The sequence below is a fragment of the Amycolatopsis sp. DSM 110486 genome (assembly GCF_019468465.1).
Taxonomy (GTDB): Bacteria; Actinomycetota; Actinomycetes; order Mycobacteriales; family Pseudonocardiaceae; genus Amycolatopsis.
In genome coordinates, this window is record NZ_CP080519.1 from 4,286,600 (window position 1) to 4,306,279 (window position 19,680).

Below are 19,680 nucleotides of genomic sequence, written 5' to 3' on the forward strand. Positions count from 1 at the left end.
TCTCAATGTGACCACCTGGACCATCGCCGGGAGCCTCACGGTCGTCCCCGCGCCCACCCGCACCGACCTGCTCGCCGAACCCGTCGCGAAGGCGCTCGCCGCCCTCGCGGAGCCCGACGCGGTCGGCGTCGCGGAGATCGACCCCGAGCTCGCCGACACCGCGGCCTTCTGCGAGACCTACGGCTCGCCGCTCGAAGCGTCGGCCAACTGCGTCGTCGTCGCCGGCAAGCGGGCCGGCGAAGTGCGCTTCGCGGCCGCCCTTGTGCTCGCCACCACGCGCGCCGACGTGAACGGCGTGATCAAGCGCCGCCTCGACGTGCGCAAGGCGTCTTTCGCGCCCATGGACGAAGCCGTGTCCCTCACCGGCATGGAGTACGGCGGCATCACGCCCGTCGGCCTGCCCGCCGAGTGGCCGATCCTCATCGACGCCCGCGTGGCCGCCGCGCCGGAGCTCGTGATCGGCAGCGGCATCCGCGGCAGCAAGCTCCTCATCTCCGGCGCCGCCCTGCAGACGCTCCCCAACGCCGAGGTCATCGAGGACCTCGCCCGGTGACTGTGCCGCACTCGGTCTGGCTCCGCTACCTGACCGGCGACGACATCGACAGCCTCGGCATCACCGACGCCGACATCGTGGGCGCCGTCGAGGACGTGCTGGCCGACCACGGCCGCGGCGAGGTCGTGTTCGAGCCGCGCACGCACCTCGTGCCCGACAACGGCGGCAAGGGCCACTTCAACATCCTGCGCGGCCACCTCTCGGCCAAGCAGGTCAGTGGCGTGAAGGTGGTGGGCGACTTCGTCGGCAACTTCGAACGCGGCCTGCCCAGCGAGATGGCCCTGATCCTCCTGCTCGACCCCGAGACGGGCATGCCGCGCGCGATCGTCGACGGCACCATGATCACCGAGGCCCGCACGGGCGCGATGACGGCCGTCGGCGCGAAACACCTGGCGCGGCCGGGTTCGAAGGTGCTGGGCCACGTCGGCGCGCGCGGCACGGCGTGGTGGAACGTGGTGCTGCTCGACTCGCTCTTCGACTTCGACGAGATCCGCGTGACGAGCAAACGCCCCGAGTCCCGCGAGGACTTCGCGCACCGGCTCACCGAGCACCTCGGCAAGCAGGTCCGCGTCTGCGAAACCGCCGCCGAAACCCTCGACGGCGCCGACGTGCTCGTCGAAGCCTCCCGCCTGACGGAGCCGGAAGCGTTGGTGCGCAAGGAGTTCCTGCGGCCCGGCGCGTTCCTCGTGCCCTACGGCACCATCAGCGCGCTGGAGCTCACGCTGCTCGACGCCGTGGACAAGGTCGTGGTCGACAACTGGCGAGAGTCGCAGTCGGGCAACCCCCGCTTCGGCGCCCTGCGGCCGCACCTCAACGCCGGGCTGCTCACCGAAACCGGTGTCCACGCCGAGATCGGCGACGTCGTCGCGGGCAACCGCCCCGGCCGCGAAAGCGACGACGAGCGCATCCTCTTCTGGCACCGCGGACTGTCCACAACGGACGTCGCCGTCGCGCACATGATCCTGCAACGCGCGGAAGCGGCGGACGTCGGCACGATGCTGCCGTACCGGTGATCGTCCGCGAACCCGCCGACGTCCTCGCGGCCGGCAGCGAGCCGGGGGAACCCCTCGAACTGCACCCGGACCTGCTCAGGCGCGTCAAAGAGAACCGCGCCGCGATGCTGGCCGTGCTCGACGCCGCCGACGGCCCGGTCTACGGCGTCAACACCGGCATGGGCCGCCTCGCCGGCGTCAAGCTCACCGTCACCCAGCAGTCCGAGCACCAGCACAACCTGCTGGTCGGCCGCGCGGTCGGCGGCCCGCCGTGGCTGTCCTCGGAGCTCACGCGCGCGCTCCTGCTCATGCGCCTGCGCGGGTTCCTGCGGCCCGAAGCGGCCGTGAGCCCGGAGCTCGTCACGTTCCTCGCCGACCGCCTCAACGACGGCTTCCTCCCCGCCGTCCCCCGGGACGGCCTCGGCAGCGCCGGCGAGATCATCCCACTGGCGCACGCGTTCCAGACGTTCACCGGCCTCGGCACCGTGCTGGAGGACGGCGTCGAAACACCCGCCGCGGCCGCCCTCGCCGACAGGAACGCAAAGCCGCTCAAGCTCGGCCCCAAGGAAGGCGCGAGCCTCATCCAGGGCTCCCCGCTGGCCCAGGCCTACGCGTGGACGCTCTCCGGCCGCGTGCGCCAACTGGTCGACCTGCAGACGCTGTGCGCCGCCATCGCCGTGGACGTGCTCGGCGCGCCGCGCGAGGTGTACCGCTACCCGGTGGCGAACCGGCACGCCCAAGCCGTGCTGTCCGAAGTGCTGTCCCTCACGAGCGGCTCCTCCACGCGCCCGGTGGTCCAGGCACCGGTTTCGGTGCGGGTCGGCCCGCGGGTGATCGGCTTCGTGGACCAGGTGTGCGCCGACCTCGTCGAAACGCTCGGGGAAACCTGGCAGACGCCGGACGACTCACCGTCCTTTGTGGATGGAAAGCTCGTGCCCACGACCGGCTACCACGCGGCGGAGCTGGGGCTGCGCATGGACGCGATGAAAGCCGCGCTCGTGCACGCCGGCGAGATCTCCGTGCAGCGCACCCACCGGCTCCTCGACCCGCAGTTCAGCGGCCTGCCCCCGCAGCTGGCCGTGGACCCCGGCCCGCAGGCGGGCCTGACGCCGCTGCACAAGCGTGCGGTCGGCGAGCTGCACTCGCTGCGCCGCCTCGCCGCGCCGGCGACCCCGGGCTCGCTGGACACGTCGGCCGGCCAGGAGGACGTGCAGGCCTTCGCCTGGGCCGCGGGCCACGAGCTGGAAGTGGCCGTGGACCACGTCTTCGCCATCACCGCGTGTGAGCTGATCGCCGGCGCGCAGGCCCGCCACCTCGGCGACGGCCCCGGCAGCCCCGGACTCCGCGCGATCTACGAGTGGATCACCGAACGGGTGCCGCCGGTCCTGGTCGACCGGCCCCTGGGCCCGGACGTCGAACGGCTCGTGGCGGCCTGCCGCGAGGCGTACTTCAACGACCTCAGGGACCTCAGCTAGTCGCGCCGAGCCGTCTGCAGCGCGACACCCTTCGGCGTCGCCCAACGAGTCAGTAACGCGAAGATCCCTTCGCACAGCAGCGCCAGGATGATCACGGCCAGACCGCCGCCGAAGATTTCGCCGTAGCCCTGGGCGCCTTCGGCGAAGCCGTCGACGATGTAGCGGCCGAGGCCGCCGCCGTCGTTGACGATTGCGCCGATCGCGACGGTGGCCACCAGCTGCAGGAACGCCACGCGGGCGCCGGCGACGATCACCGGGGAGGCCAGCGGCAGTTCCAAGCGAAGCATGATCTGCCACTCGCGGTAGCCGGTGCCGCGCGCCGCGTCGATGGTCTCCTGTTCCAGCTGCACCACGCCGGCGTAGGTGTTGGTGAACAGCGGTGGCAGCGCCAGGCCGACGAGCGCGAGCAGCAGCGGCCAGAAGTCCGTGTCGGCGCCCCAGCGGCTGGCCAGGAACCAGAACAGGATGATCAGGCCGAAGCTCGGGATCGCGCGCCCGATGTTCACGGCGCTGCTCGCGAGGAACGCGCCGCGACGGTAGTGCGCGAGCCACAGCGCGAGCGGGATCGTGAGCACGGCCGCGACCACCAGCGACAGCACGGAGAACCACAGGTGTTCCACCGTCCGGTACGGCACCCCCGCGGGGTCGGTCCAGCTCCAGCGGTTCGGCGCCGAGAGCCACTCGCCCAGCTGCGTGAAGACGTTCATCGCGCCCGCACCTTCCGCACCCACGGCGCCAGCGCGCGCTCGCTCAGCCACAACAACAGGTCGACGACCACCGCGAGCACCACCGACAGCACCACGCCGACGATGATCGGGCTCGGGTTCGGCGTGGTCGTCTGGATGCCGGCGCGGATGAAGTACCCGAGCCCGCCCATGCCGAGCAGCGACGTGACCGCGACCAGGCCGATCGTGGTCACGGCGGCCACGCGCAGGCCCGCGATCACCACGGGCAGCGCCAGCGGCAGCTCCACCTGCCACAGCAGCCGCCCGCGTGTGAAGCCCATGCCGATCGCCGCCTCGCGCACCTCGGCGGGCACCTGCTGCACGCCCGTGACGATGTTGCGGATCAGGATCAGCAGCGTGTAAGTGGCCAGCGGGATCACCGCCGTGGTGAACGTGAGCCCGAAGAACGGCACCAGCAGCGCGAAGGCCCCCAGGCTCGGGATCACGTACAGGGCACCCGCCGTGCCCAGCACCAACGGGTAGAACCAGCGGTACCGCAGGCAGAGCGTGGCCAGCGCCAGCGACACCACCAAGCCGATGCCCAGGGCCGTGGCCGTGAGGGCGATGTGTTCACCGAGGCGTTGGCCGATGGCGTCGGCGTTGCGCTCGACCCACCGCCACTCGAAGATCGGCCGGCTGCTCTCGGTGAGCAGCGGGGTGACCGAAGACGCATGCACCACGGAAGGTTACCCCGTTCGAGCGCTGCGATTTCGGTTGTTGAGATTCGATGCCGGTGATTCCCGGTATGTGGTTTCTGTCGTGGCTCACGGTTAGGGTCCAATCCTCTGTTCGTGACACGAGGAGTGTGGGGACGTGCGCTGGACCCGGAAAATCCGAGCGGCCGCGTGGGTGGCGGTGGCCGCGCTCGGCCTGACCGCGTGCGGGGGTGGGGGCTCCGACAGTGGCCAGCCCGCCGCGCAGAGCAAGGGCGGGGCGCCGATTGTCGTCGCGTCGTTCAACTTCACCGACAGTCAGATCCTGGCGGAGATCTACGCGGGCGCGCTCGAGGCCAAGGGCTACCCCGTCACGCGCAAGCTGAACCTGGGTTCGCGGGAGCTGATCTACCCGTCGCTCAAGTCGGGTGAGCTGCAGTTCCTGCCCGAGTACCAGGGCGCGGCGATCACCACGGGCTTCGGCAAGGACGCCGTGAAGACGGCCGACGGAGAGCACCAGCAGCTCACGGACCTGTTCGCGCCGGACGGCATCGCGCTGCTGAACTACGCCGCGGCCGAGGACAAGAACACCTACATCATGAAGGCCGACGTCGCGAAGGCCAACGGCATCACGAGCATCAGCGACCTCAAGAAGCTGCCCAAGGTCGTCATGGCCGGGCCGCCGGAGTGCGAGTCGCGGCTGCCTTGCTACAAGGGCTTCACCGACGTCTACAAGCTGACGAACACCTCGTTCCAGACCGTGCAGGAAGCCGGGCCGCGCGTGCAGCAGCTCGACTCCGGCGCGGCGACCGTGATCCCGGTCGACTCGGTGAGCCCGCTGGTCGGCGACCCGCAGTACGTGGCGCTCAAGGACGACCTGCAGATCGTGCCGACGGAGAACGTGGTGCCGGCGGTGAACAAGAAGGTGCTCGACGAGCGTGGCGCCGACTTCGCGGCCGCGGTCAACGCCGTTTCGGCGAAGCTGACCACCGACGGCATGCGCGAGCTGAACAAGCGTGTGGACTCCGACGGTGACCCGGCTGCCGACGTGGCGAAGGACTGGCTGACGCAGCAGGGCCTCGCCTGATCTCTCGCGCCGACGACGGGCCGTCCGGGGACTTCCCCGGGCGGCCCGTTTTGCGTGTGACCCTCGGCGGGAAACCCCTGGTGACGCGGTGCCCGACCGGGTGGTGTGCGAAGGTGGCGCGTGAGGGGTTCTCCAGTACAGCGAGGAGCGAGATGGGTAAGGTCACGGCCACCGCGGAGCGCACGATCGACGCGCCGGTGGACAGGGTTCGCGAGCTGGTCGCCGACTACGCCGAGACCCGGCCGAAGCTGCTCACCGAGCACTACCGCGACTACGAAGTCACCGAAGGTGGCGTGGGTGCGGGCACCAAGGCGAGCTGGAAGCTGCAGGCCACGTCCAAGCGGGTGCGTGACGTCGCCGCGACCGTGACCGAGCCGGCGCCGGGCACCCTCGTGGAGACCGACGCGAACTCCAGCATGGTCACGACCTGGACCGTTTCGCCTTCGGGCTCGGGCAGCGTCGTGCGGATCCAGACCAGCTGGGACGGTGCCGGCGGCGTCGGCGGCTTCTTCGAGAAGACGTTCGCGCCCGGTGGGCTGAAGAAGATCTACGACGGCGTGCTCGGCAAGCTCGAGGAGATCGTGTAGCGCTTGCCACACGACCGGGCATAATCGGAATGATCGCCCCGGTTGGCTCGTTGGGGCGGGTGTATGCGGGGCGATGGCCCCGGTTCTTACCCAGTCTCAGGAAACCAGTCTTGTCATGAACGGAGTCCCGTGGTGAACGCACCGACCCAGGCGACCGAGATCCGGCTCGCCGCCCGCCCGCACGGCGTGCCGACGTCGGCAAACTTCGACGTCGTCGACACCGACATCCCGACGCCGGCCGACGGTCAGCTCCTGGTGCGCAACGTGTTCATGAGCGTCGACCCGGCCATGCGCGGCCGGATGAACGACGCCAAGTCCTACGCGCCGCCCTTCGCGGTCGGCGAGGCGATGAGCGGCGGTGCGGTCGGCGAGGTCGTGGAGTCCACTGTGGACGGCTTCAAGCCCGGTGACCATGTGCTGCACCAGCTCGGCTGGCGCACCCACGCCGTGGTCGACGCGACGAAGGCTGTGAAGGTCGACGGTTCCGTCGCCCCGCTTTCGACGTACCTGGGCGTGCTCGGCATGCCGGGCCTCACCGCGTACGCCGGGCTCCTGGTCACCGCGGAGTTCAAGCCGGGCGACACGGTGTTCGTCTCCGGTGCGGCCGGCGCGGTGGGTTCGCTCGTCGGCCAGCTGGCGAAGCTCAAGGGCGCCAAGCGCGTGATCGGCAGCGCGGGTTCGGCGGAGAAGGTGCGCCACCTCGTGGAGGATCTCGGCTTCGACGCCGCCTTCAACTACAAGGACGGCCCCGTCGCCCAGCAGCTGGCCGCCGCCGCGCCCGAGGGCATCGACGTGTACTTCGACAACGTCGGCGGCGAGCACCTCGAGGCCGCCATCGCGTCGATGAACCTGCACGGGCGCATCACCGTGTGCGGCATGATCTCGCAGTACAACGCCACCGAGGCCACCCCCGCGCCGCGCAACCTGGTGCAGATCATCGCCAAGCGCATGACCATTCGGGGCATGCTCGTGCTCGACCACTGGCACCTGCAGCAGCAGTTCGTGTCCGAAGTGGCGCCGCTGGTGGCTTCCGGCGAGATCAAGTACTCGGAGACCATTGTGGACGGCATCCGCAACGCCCCGGACGCCTTCCTTGGCCTCCTCAGTGGCGCGAACACCGGCAAGATGCTGGTGCGGCTCAGCTGATTTTCGCGGCCAGCTCGGGCAGGCTCGTCGCCGTGTAGGTGGCGGGCCGGCCTGGGAGTGGCCGCTGGTTGTCCCTCGCGATGAGGGCGGTCTCCATCCCGACCGCCGCCGCCCCCGCCAGGTCCCACCCGTGCGCGGCGATCATCACGGCTTTCGTTGTGCCGCAAGCGCTCAGCACCTGGCGGTACGGCTCGGGCGCGGGCTTGAGCCGGCTGACCTGCTGCGCCGAGAAGATCCGGTCGAACCTCGTCGCGAGCCCCGCGTTCTGCAACTGCGCCTCCGCGGTGGCGAGCGGCGAGTTCGTCAACGCGACGACTTGGTGGCCGGCTTGCTTGAGCGTTCGGAGGGCTTCGTCGACATCGGCGTGGGCGGGCAGCGACCGCAGCCCGTCGCCGATCCTGGCCAGGTTGTTGTCCGTGAGCTCGCGGCCGTACCGGCCTGCGGTATCCATGGCGGCCAGCCCGGCGATCTCGGCGAAGTCCCGGTAGCCCCCGGTCGCCGTCACGGTCAACGCCGTGTGCACCACCAGCGCGAACCACTCCTGCCGCGCGGTGGGGCTCCCGGTGAGCTCGCGGAACAGCGGATCGAGCGCCCGGAGGTCGAGCAGCGTCTCGTTCACGTCGAACACGCAGAGCATGCGCACTCACCTCACTGCGTCCGGTAGGCCTCGATCACGATCCGCGCCGCCCTCGTCGACTTGGCCACCACCTGGTCCGCCGAGTAGCCCATGCGGGGCGACACCCCGTCCAGGTACAGCGAGCCGTAGCCGTGGGACTGGGCGTTGAGTTGTTCGAGTAGTTCGAGGGCCGTGGCGTGGCCGTCGGTGACGGCGAGGCTGAGGGTGAGGAACGTGCTGAACATGGCGCGGCGCTGGTCGTGCATCTCGGTGTACTCGGGGTTGGCCAGGCCGTCGGCGAAGAGGACCGGGAAGCCGAGGCGCGTGTCGATGAAGAAGCGTGTGTAGGTGCCCTGCGCGGAGGCCAGGCGGGTGACCGGGTCGGGCTCCTCGGCGATGACCTTGTCGACCAGGTCCCGCAGCCGGCAGGCGGCCGCGGCGGCGACGGCGGCCATCAGGCTGGACCGGTCGGGGAAGTGGCGGTACGGCGCGGCGGCGGAGACGTTCGCGCGCTTCGCGACCTGGGCGACGGAGAACCCCTCCACGCCCTGCTCGGCGATCAGGTCGAGCGAGACGCGCACGAGTTCGGCGCGCAGGTCGCCGTGGTGGTACTTGCCGCCCATGTCGTGGATCACACCCGATCTCGGTCGCGCGGATGTAAGACCCCTCTTACTATAGAAGATGTAAGGGGGGTCTTACATTGTCCGGGCGGCCGAGCCCGGAATCGTCTGGAGGATTTCATGACCACCACCACGCCCGCCATCGCCGCACCGGCCGCGGGGCGGCCGCTCGCGCCGACGACGATCGTGCGCCGCGACCTGCGTCCGGACGACGTGCTGATCGACGTCGCGTTCGCCGGCATCTGCCACAGCGACATCCACCAGGCCAAGGAGGACTGGGGCACCGCGATCTTCCCGATGGTGCCCGGCCACGAGATCGCCGGCGTCGTCGCCGCGGTGGGCTCGGGTGTCACGAAGTACCAGGTCGGCGACCGCGTCGGCGTCGGCTGCATGGTCGACTCGTGCGGCGAGTGCGAATACTGCCTGGCCGGCGTCGAGCAGTCCTGCCTGAAGGGCAACGTGCCGACGTACAACGGCGTGGGCTACGACGGCGAGAACACCTACGGCGGGTACAGCCGCCAGGTCGTCGTGAAGGACCACTTCGTCTGCCGGGTGCCGGAAGACCTGGGCCTCGACATCGCCGCGCCGCTGCTGTGCGCGGGCATCACCACGTACTCGCCGCTCCGCCAGTGGAACGTCGGGCCGGGCAAGAAGGTCGCCGTCGTCGGCCTCGGCGGGCTCGGCCACCTGGGCGTGAAGCTCGCCGTGGCCATGGGTGCCGAGGTGACCGTGCTCAGCCAGAGCCTGAAGAAGCAGGAAGACGGCCTCAAGCTCGGCGCGAAGGACTACTACGCCACCGGCGACGAGGCCACGTTCGACGTCCTGCGCGGGCGCTTCGACGTCATCCTCAACACCGTTTCGGCCAAGCTGCCGATCGACGCCTACCTCAGCCTTCTGCGCGTGGGCGGCGCGATGGTGAACGTCGGCGCGCCGGGCGAACCCCTGTCGTATAACGCTTTCTCGCTGCTTGGCGGCAACAAGATCCTCGCCGGCTCCGGCATCGGCGGCATGCGCGAGACGCAGGAGATGCTCGACTTCTGCGCCGAGCACGGCATCGGCGCCGAGATCGAGACGATCACCGCCGACCAGGTCAACACCGCCTACGAGCGCGTGGAGAACAGCGACGTGCGCTACCGCTTCGTGATCGACGCGTCGACGATCGGCGCCTGATCGCCGCCGCGCGGCCTGCGCTCAGAACACCATCGTTCGGTTGCCGTGCACCAGCACGCGGCCCTCGAGGTGCCAGCGCAGGCCGCGCGCCAGCGTCACCTTCTCGATGTCGCGGCCCTTGCGCACGAGGTCGTCGACGGAGTCGCCGTGGTCCACGCGGATCACGTCCTGCTCGATGATCGGGCCGGCGTCGAGGTCGGCCGTCACGTAGTGGCAGGTCGCGCCGATCAGCTTCACCCCGCGGATGTGCGCCTGGTGGTACGGCCGCGCCCCGATGAACGACGGCAGGAAGCTGTGGTGGATGTTGATCGCCCGCCCGGCCCACTCGTCGCACAGCTCGGCCGGCAGCACCTGCATGAAACGCGCCAGCACCACGGCGTGGGGGTCGTACTCGTCGACGAGCTTGCGCACCTGGGCGAACGCCTCGGCCTTCCCGTCGGCCGGGAAAGGCACGTGGTAGAACGGAATCCCGTGCGCCCGCGTGATGTCCGCGAGCGACGCGTGGTTGCCGATCACCGCCGCGATGTCCACGTCGAGCTCCCCGGACGCGACGCGGCCCAGCAGGTCGTACAGGCAGTGCCCGGCCTTCGAGACGAGCACGACGGCGCGCGGGCGCTCACCCGTGTCGCGCACCTGCCAGCTCGACTCGGCCGACAGCTCCTCTGCGACGGCCGTGAACCGCTCCCGCAACCCGTCGGCGTCGAACGGCAGCGACCCCGCCAGCACCACTTGGCGCGTGAAGAACCAGCCCGAGTCCGGGTCGGTGTGGTACGCCGCCTCCACGATCATCCCGCCGTGGTCGGCGAGGAAGCCCGAGATGCGGGCGATGATGCCGGTGCGGTCGGGGCAGCCGAAGGTGAGCACGTAACGCTGGGGATCAGGCACGCCCACCATTCTCGCCGGTGCTGGTCAGGGCGCCGCGAGGGGCTCCAGGAGTGCGACGCGGCCCACCATCCGCGCGGCGTGGGGGCGGCCCCAGAGGGCGCGGTAAACGTCGTCGGGTGAGCCGGTGACGGTGAGGTCCGCGGTGCCGCTCGACTCGACCGCCGGAGTCTCACCGGGACGCAGAACGACCGTCCACGCACGGTCTCCGGCTTCGATCCGCACGACGCCGTCCTGATGAGCGGCCCGGCGGGGAACGAAGAACGTCAGGAACTCATCGATCCCGTCCACCGCGAACACGTCCGCGTACCGCGTGGCCGGCGGCTCGGGCAGGGCGCTCTCCGCGTCCAGCCGGTGGATCGCCGTCTCGTGCGCCAGGCGCCGGGCCCAGCGGCCGACCGTCAGCAGTCCGCCGCCGGGGAACGGCGATCGCACTGGGGTATCGGCAGGCAGCCGGAGGGCTTCGCGGACGGCGAGGCGCTGGCCGTCCCACCGGCCGAGCGCGTCGGCCCAGTCGGTGGGTGGCGCGGGCTCAGTGGGTCGGTCCGTGATCGCCGCGACCGTGGACGAGAGCACTGTCGTCAGGTGCGTCACCAGGTCGTGCATCGTCCACTTCGGACAGTTGCGCAGGTGCGCCGACGGGCCCGCTGTCAGGGCCGCCGCCTTCAGCCGGTCGGCGTGGATGTCGATCGCCTCGGTCAGGTGCATCGCTCGACCGTAGTCGCCGCAAGCGCAGGCGCCGCCCGAACTCGATGAGGGTGACCAGGCCGAGCCCGAGGATGAACGACAGGAGCAGGCCCTTCACCGGCTCGTCGGCGAACGTCGAGCCGCCGGCCAGGCCGATCAGCACGCTGTAGACCGCCCACACGGCGGCGCCGGCCGCGTCGAGCGGCATGAAGCGGCGCAGCGGGTAGCCGAGGCTGCCCGTGGCCAGCGCGCTCGCCACGCGGCCGCCCGGCAGGTAGCGCGCGGCGATGATCAGCAACGGCGCCTGCCGCCGCACCTGCTCGCGCGCCCATTCGTAGCGCTCCCGCCCCGCCGGCCCGCGCTGCAGCCGCGCGAGCGCCCGCGGCCCGGCCGCCCGGCCCACGGTGTAGCCCAGGCAGTCGCCGGCCCATGCCCCGGCCGCCGCGACGAGCGCGAGCAACGCCAGCTGCTCCGGGTCGGGCCCGAGCAGCACCGCGACCGTCACCACGGTCGTCTCGCTGGGCATGAACGGCAGCAGCGCGTCCAACCCCGCGACGGCGAACACGAGCACCCAGAGCCACGGCGAACCCAGCGCGCCGCTCAGCAGGTCGGTGGCGTGTTGAAGCAGTTCCACCTGCCTATCGTGATCACCACAGGTCGCCACCGGGTGACACCGCGGGGGTGGGTCGGTGAACAGGTGGGATTCGTACCCGGACGACGCATTCGTACCCGCACTGATCAGCCCAGTCGGGCACTGTCCGTAGTCAATTCAGAGCGGGTTCACACTTTCCCACGGCACCGTCAGCTCCCCGAGCCGCCAGCGCTCCAGCCGGCCGAGCAACGGCCAGCCCCGGGCTTGCAGCATTCCCACCGCCGACACCCACCGCGCCCGCACCCCGAACGACCGGTGCGGCGCCGCGGCGGCCCAGCAGTCGTCCAAAGCGGACAGGAACGCGTGCACCGGCTCGCCGGGAACGTTGCGGTGGATGAGAACCTTGGGCAGTCGTTCGGCCACAATGGACGGACGCTCCAGGTTCGCGAGCCGCATCGACACCGTCAGCGAAACCGGGCCGGCCCCGCCCACGACGACCCACGAGGCCAGCCGCCCGATCTCGTCGCAGGTGCCCTCAACGATCAGCCCGTCGTCGGGCATCGCGTCGAGCATCACCTTCCACGCGCCGGCGACTTCGTGCTCTGCGTACTGGCGCAGCACGTTGAACGCCCGCACCACCACCGGCCGCGCGCCTGCCAGCTCGAAGCCGCCGCGGCGGAAGTCCAGCCACGGAGGGTCAGCGGCGCGGCGCGCGAACGCCACTCGCTCCGGATCGATCTCCAGCCCGAGCACACGGACGTCGGTGCGGACCCGGCGTAGCCAGCGAAGGAGCTCGACGGTCGTGACGGGTGACGCGCCGTAGCCGAGGTCGACCACGAGCGGGTCGGGCATTCGCCGCAACAGCCGCGTCACCGCGGGGTCGTTCGCGAGCCAGCGATCGACTCTGCGTAACCGATTGGGATTGGTGGTGCCCCTCGTCGGGGCGCCCACCGGGCTCAGGCGTGCTCGGCCAGCCACGACGTGGTGAAGTCGGCTTCGTGGGCCAAGAGGTTCGTCACCTGCTGGGCCACGAACTCCTCGATCTTTCCGCCGAACAGCGGGATCCGCACCGTCACCTCGCCGGACGTCCGGAACTCCACGCGCTCACCACGCGGCGTCAGGAAGGTCTGCGCACCGATCTCGCCCGGCACGCCGCTCACGCTGACGTCGACCTTGCCCGTGTACGCGTCGCCGGAGCGCTGCCACACCTGCTTGCGGTGCACGATGATGTCGCCCCGGTGCAGGGCCTGCACGGCCTGGGGCAGGCGCTGCGCGGCGATGCCGTGCTGCAGTTCGTAGCGCACGACGTCGCCGGAGGTGTCTTTGGTGACAGAGTGCGAGAGCAGCGCCGCGTTGTCGCCGCCCAGCTCCTTCAGGCGCGCCCGCAGCGCGTCCTCACCGGACACGGCGGCCAGCACGGCCCCGAGTCCGGCGGAGAACTCGGCACGGTGCTCGATCCGGGATCCCATGGGCCGGACAGTACCGTTAGGCAGCGTGAACCCCGTCGAAACGCCCGCGCCGCCGCGCCTCGCCGAGTACACGACGCTGCGCCTCGGAGGACCCGCGCGCCGGTTCGTGCGGGCCACGACCAGCGACGATCTCGTCGCCGCCGTGCGCGAGGCCGACGCCGCCGGCGAACGCGTGCTGCTCCTCGGCGGCGGTTCGAACCTCGTGGTGGCCGACGGCGGTTTCCCCGGCACGCTCATCCAGGTCGCGAACACCGGCTGGATTTGGGCCGGCGACACCGACGACTCCGACGACGTCGTCGAGGCGGCCGCGGGGCAGGAGTGGGACTCGTTCGTCGCCGGGCTCGTCGAGGCGGGCATCGGCGGACTCGAGTGCCTGTCCGGGATCCCGGGTTCCGTCGGCGCGACACCGATCCAGAACGTCGGCGCGTACGGCTGCGAGGTCGCCGAGTCCATCGTCTCGATCGAGCTCTACGACCGCGCCGCGCGCGAGGTGCGCACGGTCAAGGCCGACGAGCTCGGCTTCGCCTACCGCACCAGTGTGCTCAAGGGCACCGACAGCGGCGTGGTGCTCAGCGTCCGCTTCCGCGTCGACCCGGCCGGTGAGTCCGCGCCCATCCGCTACGCCGAGCTCGCCCGCACGCTCGGTGTCGAGATCGGCGCGAAAGTCCCCACCGCCGCCGCGCGCTCCGCGGTTCTGGGCCTGCGCCGCGGCAAGGGCATGGTCCTCGACGCGGCCGACCACGACACGTGGAGCGCCGGCTCGTTCTTCACGAACCCGATCATCCCTTCGCCCGACGTCGAGGCCGTGCTCGCGCGGATCACCGCCGTCGTCGGCCCGGACGTCGCCGTGCCCCAGTACCCGGCCGACGGTGGCGTGAAGCTTTCCGCTGCGTGGTTGATCGAGCGCGCCGGCTTCGCCAAGGGCCACCCCGGCCCCGGCGGCCGCGCCTCGCTGTCGACGAAACACACGCTCGCCCTGACCAACCGCGGCACCGCCACGACCACCGACCTGCTCACCCTGGCCCGCGAAGTCCGCGACGGTGTGCGTGACCGCTTCGGCGTGACGCTGCACCCGGAACCGCTGCTGATCGCCTGCTCGTTCTGATCCCGTCACAACGCTGTCACCAGCGGAACCACCCGGTGGATGAAACGTCTTGTCGACATGACGCGGGCGCCACTCACTGGGTGAACCCGGCGTCGGCAGGTAACGTCGAGGCGCTCACCGGCGCTGACAGCGTGGAAGCATCCGCCGGTGCGGGGGTCGGCGTTGTCCAAAAGGGGAGGTTCACGGGGATGGAACGGCGCACGGTGTTCAAGGCGGTGCTCGCCGCGGGGGCGGGGGCGCTCGCGGCCGCATGTTCGACCACCACGAACGGCACAGCGCTGCCGCTCGGCGGGAGTGGGGAGGACGGCGGCAAGCCCGTGGACCCGGTGGCGAAGATCACCGCCACGCCGGCCGTGAACGCGAAGGACGCGGACGTCCGCGAGCCCGTGGTCATCAAGGTGACCGACGGCAAGCTCAGCGAGGTGAAGGTCACCAACTCCGACGGCGATGCCGTCAAGGGCGACCTCGCGGCCGACGGCCTCACCTGGAAGAGCTCCGAATCGCTCGGCTACGGCAAGACCTACACCTACGCCGCCAAGGCCACCGGCACCGACAACCGGCCCGTGGAGCTCAAGGGCTCCTTCGCGACGGTCAACCCGGCCAAGCAGCTGCGCGCCACGCTCAACCCGGCCGACGACGCCCACGTGGGCGTCGCGATGCCGATCAGCGTGAAGTTCAAGGAAGCGCCGAAGGACCGCGCGGCCGTGGAGAAGGCGCTGAAGGTGAAGACGGACGTCGAAGGCTCGTGGGGCTGGCTCTCGGCCACGCAGGTCGACTGGCGGCCGAAGGAGTACTGGCCGGAGAACACGACCGTGGAGGTCGAGGCCAACCTCTACGGCGTCGACCTCGGCAACGGCGCCTACGGCAAGGCCGACGTCACGACCAAATTCAAGATCGGCCGCAACCAGGTCGTGAAGGTGAACACCCCCGACCACGAGATGAAGGTCTACCGCGGCGGTTCCGTGTACAAGAGCTACCCGTGCGCCAACGGCCTCGACTCCGATGTGAACCGCAACACGCCCAACGGCACGTTCATCGTGATGTCGAAGGAGCCCACGGCGGTGTTCGACAACGCCCGCTACGGCTACACGAACGTCAACAAGAAGTGGGCCTGCCGCATCTCCAACCACGGCGAGTACATCCACGAAAACCAGGACAACGCTGCCAACATCGGCAAGACCAACAACTCCCACGGCTGCGTCAACCTGCTGGAAGCCGACGCGAAGGAGTACTTCGACTCCGCGCTCATCGGCGACCCGGTGGAGGTGACCGGTTCGCAGCTGTCCAGCCCCACCGGCTCCGACGTCAAGGACTGGTTCTACGACTGGTCCACCTGGAAGACGCTGTCGGCGGCGAAGTGAAGCGTGCTACGAACTGACCTCGTGAACACCGAAGTGGTCGGTACCTCCGGCGTGCGTATCGCGTTGCGCGTCGAGGGTGCCCAGAACTCGCGTCCGATCGTCTTCGTGCACGGCTGGGCCCAGTCGTCGCGCGCGTGGGCGGCCCAGCTGGCCGACCCGGCGCTCACGGACCGGTTCCGCCTGGTGGCGATGGACCTGCGGGGCCACGGTGCGTCCGACGTCCCGGCGGCCGGCTACGACGACCCGCGCCAGTGGGCCGACGACCTCGCCGCCGTGCTCGACTTCGCGGGCCCCGACGCGATCGTCGTCGGCTGGTCTTACGGTGGGCTCGTGATCGCCGACTACCTGCGGGTGCACGGAACGGCACGGCTGGCCGGGATCGTGCTCGTCGGAGCCATCACGGAGATCGGCCGCGGCCGCGAAGGCGGTAAGACCGGATCGGTCATGCGGGCCGCGCTGCCCGCGGCGCTCTCGGATGATCCCGAGGTCGCCGTGCCTGCGCTGGTCGAGTTCACCCGGGCCCAGGCGAACGCCTCGGTGCCCGGGACATTCGCGCAAGCCCTGCTCGGGATGTCGTTGGCGGTGCCGCCGGCCGTGCGCGCGGCGCTGTTCAGGCGCGACGTGGAGAGCGCTGAAGTGCTGGCCAAGGTCGACAAACCGGTCCTGGTCGTGCATGGCACGGCCGACCGCGTGGTCGATCCGTCGGCAGCGGAATATTCGGCCGGGAAGATTCCGGGGGCCGTTCTGCGTTGGTTCGTTGATGCGGGGCATCTGCCGTTCGTCGAGGACGCGGGGGAGTTCAACTCCGCGCTGCGGCGGTTCTCCGGGGAAACAGCCGAGTAGCGCACACAGGAGTAGTGACCAGGTGACCATCTCCTCTCTGTCGGGGTTCCGCGCTGCGCCGCGTCGCATCGCGGTGCTGTCCGTGCACACCTCGCCGCTCGAACAGCCGGGCACCGGCGACGCGGGCGGCATGAACGTGTACGTGCGGGAGACCGCCACCGAGATGGCGCGCCGCGGCGTCGAGGTCGAGGTGTTCACCCGTGCGACCTCGTCGGACCAGCCGCCGCTGGCCGAGCTGGCGCCGGGCGTGACCGTGCGCCACGTGCAGGCCGGCCCGTTCGAGCCGCTGGGCCGCGACGAGCTGCCAGCGCAGCTGTGCGCGTTCACCTCGGGAGTGCTGCGGGCCGAGGCGTTCCACGAGCCCGGCTACTACGACCTCATCCACTCGCACTACTGGCTCTCGGGCCAGGTCGGCTGGCTCGCGCGCGACCGTTGGGGCGTGCCGCTGGTCCACACCGCGCACACGCTGGCGAAGGTCAAGAACTCGCTGCTCGCCGACGGCGACAAGCCCGAGCCGCGCACGCGCGTGATGGGCGAGGACCAGGTCGTGGCCGAGGCCGACTGCCTGGTCGCCAACACGCAGGTCGAGGCCCGCCAGCTCGTGGACCTCTACGGCGCCGACCCGCACGCGGTGCACGCCGTGCCGCCGGGTGTCGACCTCGACCGCTTCACGCCCGGTTCGCAGGCGCTGGCGCGCGACGCGTTCGGGCTGCCGCGGGACGCCGTGGTGCTGGCGTTCGCGGGCCGGATCCAGCCGTTGAAGGCGCCGGACGTGCTGCTGCGCGCGGCCGCCGAGCTGCTGACCCAGCGGCCGGCGCTGCGCTCGAAGCTCGTGGTGCTCGTGGTCGGGGGGCCGTCGGGCACCGGGCTGGAGCAGCCGCAGGCGCTCAAGGAACTGGCGTGGACGCTGGGCATCCAGGAGCAGGTGCGGTTCCTGCCGCCGCAGCCGGGGCAGAAGCTCGTGGACGTGTTCCGCGCGGCCGATGTGGTCGCCGTGCCGAGCTACAACGAGTCGTTCGGGCTCGTGGCGCTGGAGGCGCAAGCCTGCGGCACGCCCGTGGTGGCCGCCGAGGTCGGCGGGCTGCCGGTCGCGGTGCCGCACGGTGTGTCCGGGCTGCTCGTGCCTTCGCACACGGCGACCGACTGGGCCGACGCGCTGGCAGCCGTCGCGCTGCGTCCGGAACGCCGGCGTGAGCTCGGCGCCAACGCCGTGCTGCACGCCCACCGCTTCTCCTGGAGCCGCACCACGGACTCGCTGCTGGAGATCTATGCTCAGGCGACCAAGGCGTTCCGCGGAGCGCTCGAAGTGCGGGCGGAGGTGGCCGTGTGAGCCTGGACGCGACGATCAAGTCCACTTTGGACGCTGCCGAGCTCAAGTACGACCGGCGTGGCGAAGGAAAGTACTTCGTGACGTTGCCGGGCACGAAGAAGCTCCAGACCAACTGCTGGCTCGTGGACGGCGACCACGCGTTCTCCGTGGAGGCGTTCGTGTGCCGCCGCCCGGACGAGGCGCACGAGCAGGTGTACCGCTTTCTGTTGCAGCGCAACGCCCGGCTCTACGGCGTGCACTACACAGTGGACAGTATCGGCGACATCTACCTCGTCGGGCGCTTCGGCAAGGAGACCGTGACCGACGCCGAGCTGGACAAGATCCTCGGGCAGGTGCTCGAAGCCGCCGACGGTGACTTCAACACGTTGCTGGAGATCGGGTTCGCGTCGTCGATCAAGCGCGAGTGGGACTGGCGCGTGTCGCGCGGGGAGTCGCTGGCGAACCTCCAGGCGTTCAAGCACCTCGTGGCGCCCGAGAAGCCGCACGAGCCGGGCTTGACCGAGTCGTGACTCGGGCCGTGCAACGCCGTTGACGCCGGGGTCCGTCCGTCTGCCACCCGAGTGGAGGAGGACGGATGAGAACTCGATGGAGATGGGTGCTGGCCGGCGCCGGGTTGCTGGTGGCGCTGGCGGGGTGCACGGCGAACGAGCCGAACTCGACTGAGGCCGACAGTGGGGTGGCTGCCGGGCGCGCGGCTGTGCCCCAGCAGGGACTGCCCCAGCAGGGGGTGGCGCAACCCGGTGTGCCGCAGCAGGGCCTGACCACGAAGGGCCCGGTTCCGCCGGCGGTGGGGGCCGCGGGGACCACCGACCGCAAGCTCGCCCGGAGCGCGCGACTGGACCTCTCGACCCCGAAGCTCGACGACGTAGTCTCGCGGGCGCGGGTGATCGCGACCGGAGCCGGCGGGTACACGGGCCAGGAGAGCACGCTGGAGTCGGCCGCGACCCTGAGCCTCGCCGTGCCCGCCGAAAAGCTCGACGGGGTGCTCGACCAGCTCGCCGGGCTCGGCAAGGTCACCAAGCGGGAGCTGAGCTCCCAGGACGTCACCGCCCAGGTGGTCGACGTGGACGCGCGCCTGGCGACGCAGCGCGCGAGCGTCGACCGGATCCGGGCGTTGCTGGCGAAGGCGACGTCGATCTCCGAGATCGCGAGTGTGGAGAGTGAGCTCACCAACCGCGAAGCCGCGCTCGAGTCACTCGAACAGCAGCAGAAGGCGCTCGTGGGGAGTGTCGCGATGTCGACAGTGGCACTGTCCGTGACGGCCGACGTCGTGACCGGTCCCGGGCAGACATCCGATGACTTGCCCGGCTTCCTCGCGGGGCTCGCCGGTGGCTGGGACGCGTTCCTGACCGTCGGCGGCGGCTTCCTGACGGCGCTGGGGGCGATCGCACCGTTCGCCGTGGTGCTCGGGATCCCGGCCGGGGCGGTGTGGTGGTGGGTGCGCAAGCGACGCCGTTCGCGGCCGGTCGGTGACACGGCAGACGCGGCTGTCCCCGCCGGACCTGCGGGATAACGGGAAAGGCGGGACGGCTCGAGGGAGGGGGGAGTCGCGATCTCGAGCCGCCCCGCTGAAGTTCCCGCCGATCAAGGACCCGGTGACGAGGGGGATGCCAACGGGGCCGGCGGGCCGCGGCTCGGCAGGGGGGAGACGAGCCGCGGTCATAGCCCGCCGTCAGCCGGGGAGTGCGTGGAATCCGGCTGAGCGGGACATGCCAAACCTGTCAGATGTCCACCTGTAATCACAAGACTACTCGTTACTCCATTCGAGTGAACTTCGCGAGGCGGGA

22 protein-coding genes are annotated in these 19,680 nt (G+C 70.6%); 13 read left to right on the forward strand and 9 right to left on the reverse strand.

Annotated features, from left to right (window positions below):
• Positions 1-7 precede the first annotated feature (7 nt).
• The 3 genes from K1T34_RS20865 to K1T34_RS20875 are packed head-to-tail and all read left to right on the forward strand — an operon-like array spanning position 8 to position 3,020.
• A complete protein-coding gene (locus tag K1T34_RS20865) occupies positions 8-553 on the forward strand; it encodes a YbaK/EbsC family protein (protein ID WP_220245906.1) in 546 nt (181 codons plus the stop codon).
• Positions 550-1,566 carry an ornithine cyclodeaminase family protein gene (locus tag K1T34_RS20870; RefSeq protein WP_255638618.1) on the forward strand — a complete coding sequence of 339 codons (1,017 nt, stop codon included), beginning with the start codon at positions 550-552 and terminating at the stop codon, positions 1,564-1,566. The genes K1T34_RS20865 and K1T34_RS20870 overlap by 4 nt, the downstream gene beginning before the upstream one ends.
• A complete protein-coding gene (locus tag K1T34_RS20875; RefSeq protein WP_220247319.1) occupies positions 1,566-3,020 on the forward strand; it encodes an aromatic amino acid lyase in 1,455 nt (484 codons plus the stop codon). Before K1T34_RS20870 ends, K1T34_RS20875 begins: the two co-directional genes overlap by 1 nt.
• Here the strand turns inward: K1T34_RS20875 and K1T34_RS20880 are convergent.
• Positions 3,017-3,727, reverse strand: coding sequence for an ABC transporter permease (locus K1T34_RS20880; RefSeq protein ID WP_220245907.1), 711 nt, complete (start codon positions 3,725-3,727; stop codon positions 3,017-3,019). The genes K1T34_RS20875 and K1T34_RS20880 overlap by 4 nt on opposite strands.
• The gene (locus K1T34_RS20885) at positions 3,724-4,422 is read right to left on the reverse strand and encodes an ABC transporter permease (RefSeq protein ID WP_220245908.1); all 699 of its coding nucleotides are present in this window, start codon (positions 4,420-4,422) and stop codon (positions 3,724-3,726) included. The genes K1T34_RS20880 and K1T34_RS20885 overlap by 4 nt, the downstream gene beginning before the upstream one ends.
• A gap of 136 nt (positions 4,423-4,558) precedes the next feature.
• Here K1T34_RS20885 and K1T34_RS20890 point away from each other — a divergent pair, with 136 nt between their 5' ends.
• The 3 genes from K1T34_RS20890 to K1T34_RS20900 all read left to right on the forward strand — a co-directional run bounded on the left by K1T34_RS20890 (position 4,559) and on the right by K1T34_RS20900 (position 7,218).
• The gene (locus K1T34_RS20890; RefSeq protein WP_220245909.1) at positions 4,559-5,485 is read left to right on the forward strand and encodes an ABC transporter substrate-binding protein; all 927 of its coding nucleotides are present in this window, start codon (positions 4,559-4,561) and stop codon (positions 5,483-5,485) included.
• Positions 5,486-5,637: 152 nt separating this feature from the next.
• Positions 5,638-6,072, forward strand: a complete 435-nt coding sequence (locus tag K1T34_RS20895) for an SRPBCC family protein (RefSeq protein ID WP_220245910.1) — start codon at positions 5,638-5,640, stop codon at positions 6,070-6,072.
• A 132-nt stretch (positions 6,073-6,204) separates the two neighbouring features.
• The gene (locus K1T34_RS20900; protein WP_255638619.1) at positions 6,205-7,218 is read left to right on the forward strand and encodes an NADP-dependent oxidoreductase; all 1,014 of its coding nucleotides are present in this window, start codon (positions 6,205-6,207) and stop codon (positions 7,216-7,218) included.
• On the opposite strand, the gene K1T34_RS20905 is transcribed toward K1T34_RS20900, so the two are convergent.
• Positions 7,211-7,855, reverse strand: coding sequence for a haloacid dehalogenase type II (locus K1T34_RS20905; protein WP_220245912.1), 645 nt, complete (start codon positions 7,853-7,855; stop codon positions 7,211-7,213). The two genes, K1T34_RS20900 and K1T34_RS20905, sit on opposite strands and share 8 nt — an antisense overlap.
• 11 nt (positions 7,856-7,866) lie before the next feature.
• On the reverse strand, positions 7,867-8,469 hold the full coding sequence (locus K1T34_RS20910; protein WP_255638620.1) for a TetR/AcrR family transcriptional regulator: 603 nt from the start codon (positions 8,467-8,469) through the stop codon (positions 7,867-7,869).
• Positions 8,470-8,574: 105 nt separating this feature from the next.
• Between K1T34_RS20910 and K1T34_RS20915 the strand changes: the two genes are divergently transcribed.
• Positions 8,575-9,624, forward strand: coding sequence for an NAD(P)-dependent alcohol dehydrogenase (locus K1T34_RS20915; protein WP_220245913.1), 1,050 nt, complete (start codon positions 8,575-8,577; stop codon positions 9,622-9,624).
• Positions 9,625-9,645: 21 nt separating this feature from the next.
• On the opposite strand, the gene purU is transcribed toward K1T34_RS20915, so the two are convergent.
• The 5 genes from purU to K1T34_RS20940 all read right to left on the reverse strand — a co-directional run bounded on the left by purU (position 9,646) and on the right by K1T34_RS20940 (position 13,254).
• Entirely contained in the window at positions 9,646-10,518 is an 873-nt protein-coding gene (gene purU, locus K1T34_RS20920; RefSeq protein ID WP_220245914.1) for a formyltetrahydrofolate deformylase, read from the reverse strand.
• Positions 10,519-10,533: 15 nt separating this feature from the next.
• Positions 10,534-11,136, reverse strand: coding sequence for a maleylpyruvate isomerase N-terminal domain-containing protein (locus K1T34_RS20925; protein ID WP_360584655.1), 603 nt, complete (start codon positions 11,134-11,136; stop codon positions 10,534-10,536).
• A complete protein-coding gene (locus tag K1T34_RS20930) occupies positions 11,039-11,827 on the reverse strand; it encodes a DedA family protein (protein ID WP_255638622.1) in 789 nt (262 codons plus the stop codon). Before K1T34_RS20930 ends, K1T34_RS20925 begins: the two co-directional genes overlap by 98 nt.
• Positions 11,828-11,962: 135 nt before the next feature.
• Positions 11,963-12,763, reverse strand: a complete 801-nt coding sequence (locus K1T34_RS20935; protein WP_220245916.1) for a class I SAM-dependent methyltransferase — start codon at positions 12,761-12,763, stop codon at positions 11,963-11,965.
• Complete coding sequence (locus K1T34_RS20940; protein ID WP_220245917.1) at positions 12,742-13,254, reverse strand: DUF2505 domain-containing protein; 513 nt, start codon at positions 13,252-13,254, stop codon at positions 12,742-12,744. Before K1T34_RS20940 ends, K1T34_RS20935 begins: the two co-directional genes overlap by 22 nt.
• A gap of 25 nt (positions 13,255-13,279) precedes the next feature.
• On the opposite strand from K1T34_RS20940, the gene K1T34_RS20945 reads away from it, so the two are divergent.
• The 6 genes from K1T34_RS20945 (at position 13,280) to K1T34_RS20970 (ending at position 19,406) form a co-directional block, all read left to right on the forward strand.
• On the forward strand, positions 13,280-14,359 hold the full coding sequence (locus tag K1T34_RS20945; protein WP_255638623.1) for a UDP-N-acetylmuramate dehydrogenase: 1,080 nt from the start codon (positions 13,280-13,282) through the stop codon (positions 14,357-14,359).
• A 188-nt stretch (positions 14,360-14,547) separates the two neighbouring features.
• A complete protein-coding gene (locus K1T34_RS20950; RefSeq protein WP_220247321.1) occupies positions 14,548-15,720 on the forward strand; it encodes an Ig-like domain-containing protein in 1,173 nt (390 codons plus the stop codon).
• A gap of 21 nt (positions 15,721-15,741) precedes the next feature.
• The gene (locus tag K1T34_RS20955) at positions 15,742-16,563 is read left to right on the forward strand and encodes an alpha/beta fold hydrolase (RefSeq protein ID WP_220245919.1); all 822 of its coding nucleotides are present in this window, start codon (positions 15,742-15,744) and stop codon (positions 16,561-16,563) included.
• Positions 16,564-16,585: 22 nt separating this feature from the next.
• Positions 16,586-17,893 carry a D-inositol-3-phosphate glycosyltransferase gene (gene mshA / locus K1T34_RS20960; protein ID WP_255638624.1) on the forward strand — a complete coding sequence of 436 codons (1,308 nt, stop codon included), beginning with the start codon at positions 16,586-16,588 and terminating at the stop codon, positions 17,891-17,893.
• Positions 17,890-18,402 carry a YbjN domain-containing protein gene (locus K1T34_RS20965; RefSeq protein ID WP_220245921.1) on the forward strand — a complete coding sequence of 171 codons (513 nt, stop codon included), beginning with the start codon at positions 17,890-17,892 and terminating at the stop codon, positions 18,400-18,402. The genes mshA and K1T34_RS20965 overlap by 4 nt, the downstream gene beginning before the upstream one ends.
• A 65-nt stretch (positions 18,403-18,467) precedes the next feature.
• Positions 18,468-19,406: a DUF4349 domain-containing protein gene (locus K1T34_RS20970; protein ID WP_220245922.1), complete on the forward strand. Its 939-nt coding sequence runs from the start codon at positions 18,468-18,470 to the stop codon at positions 19,404-19,406.
• Positions 19,407-19,680: the final 274 nt, after the last annotated feature.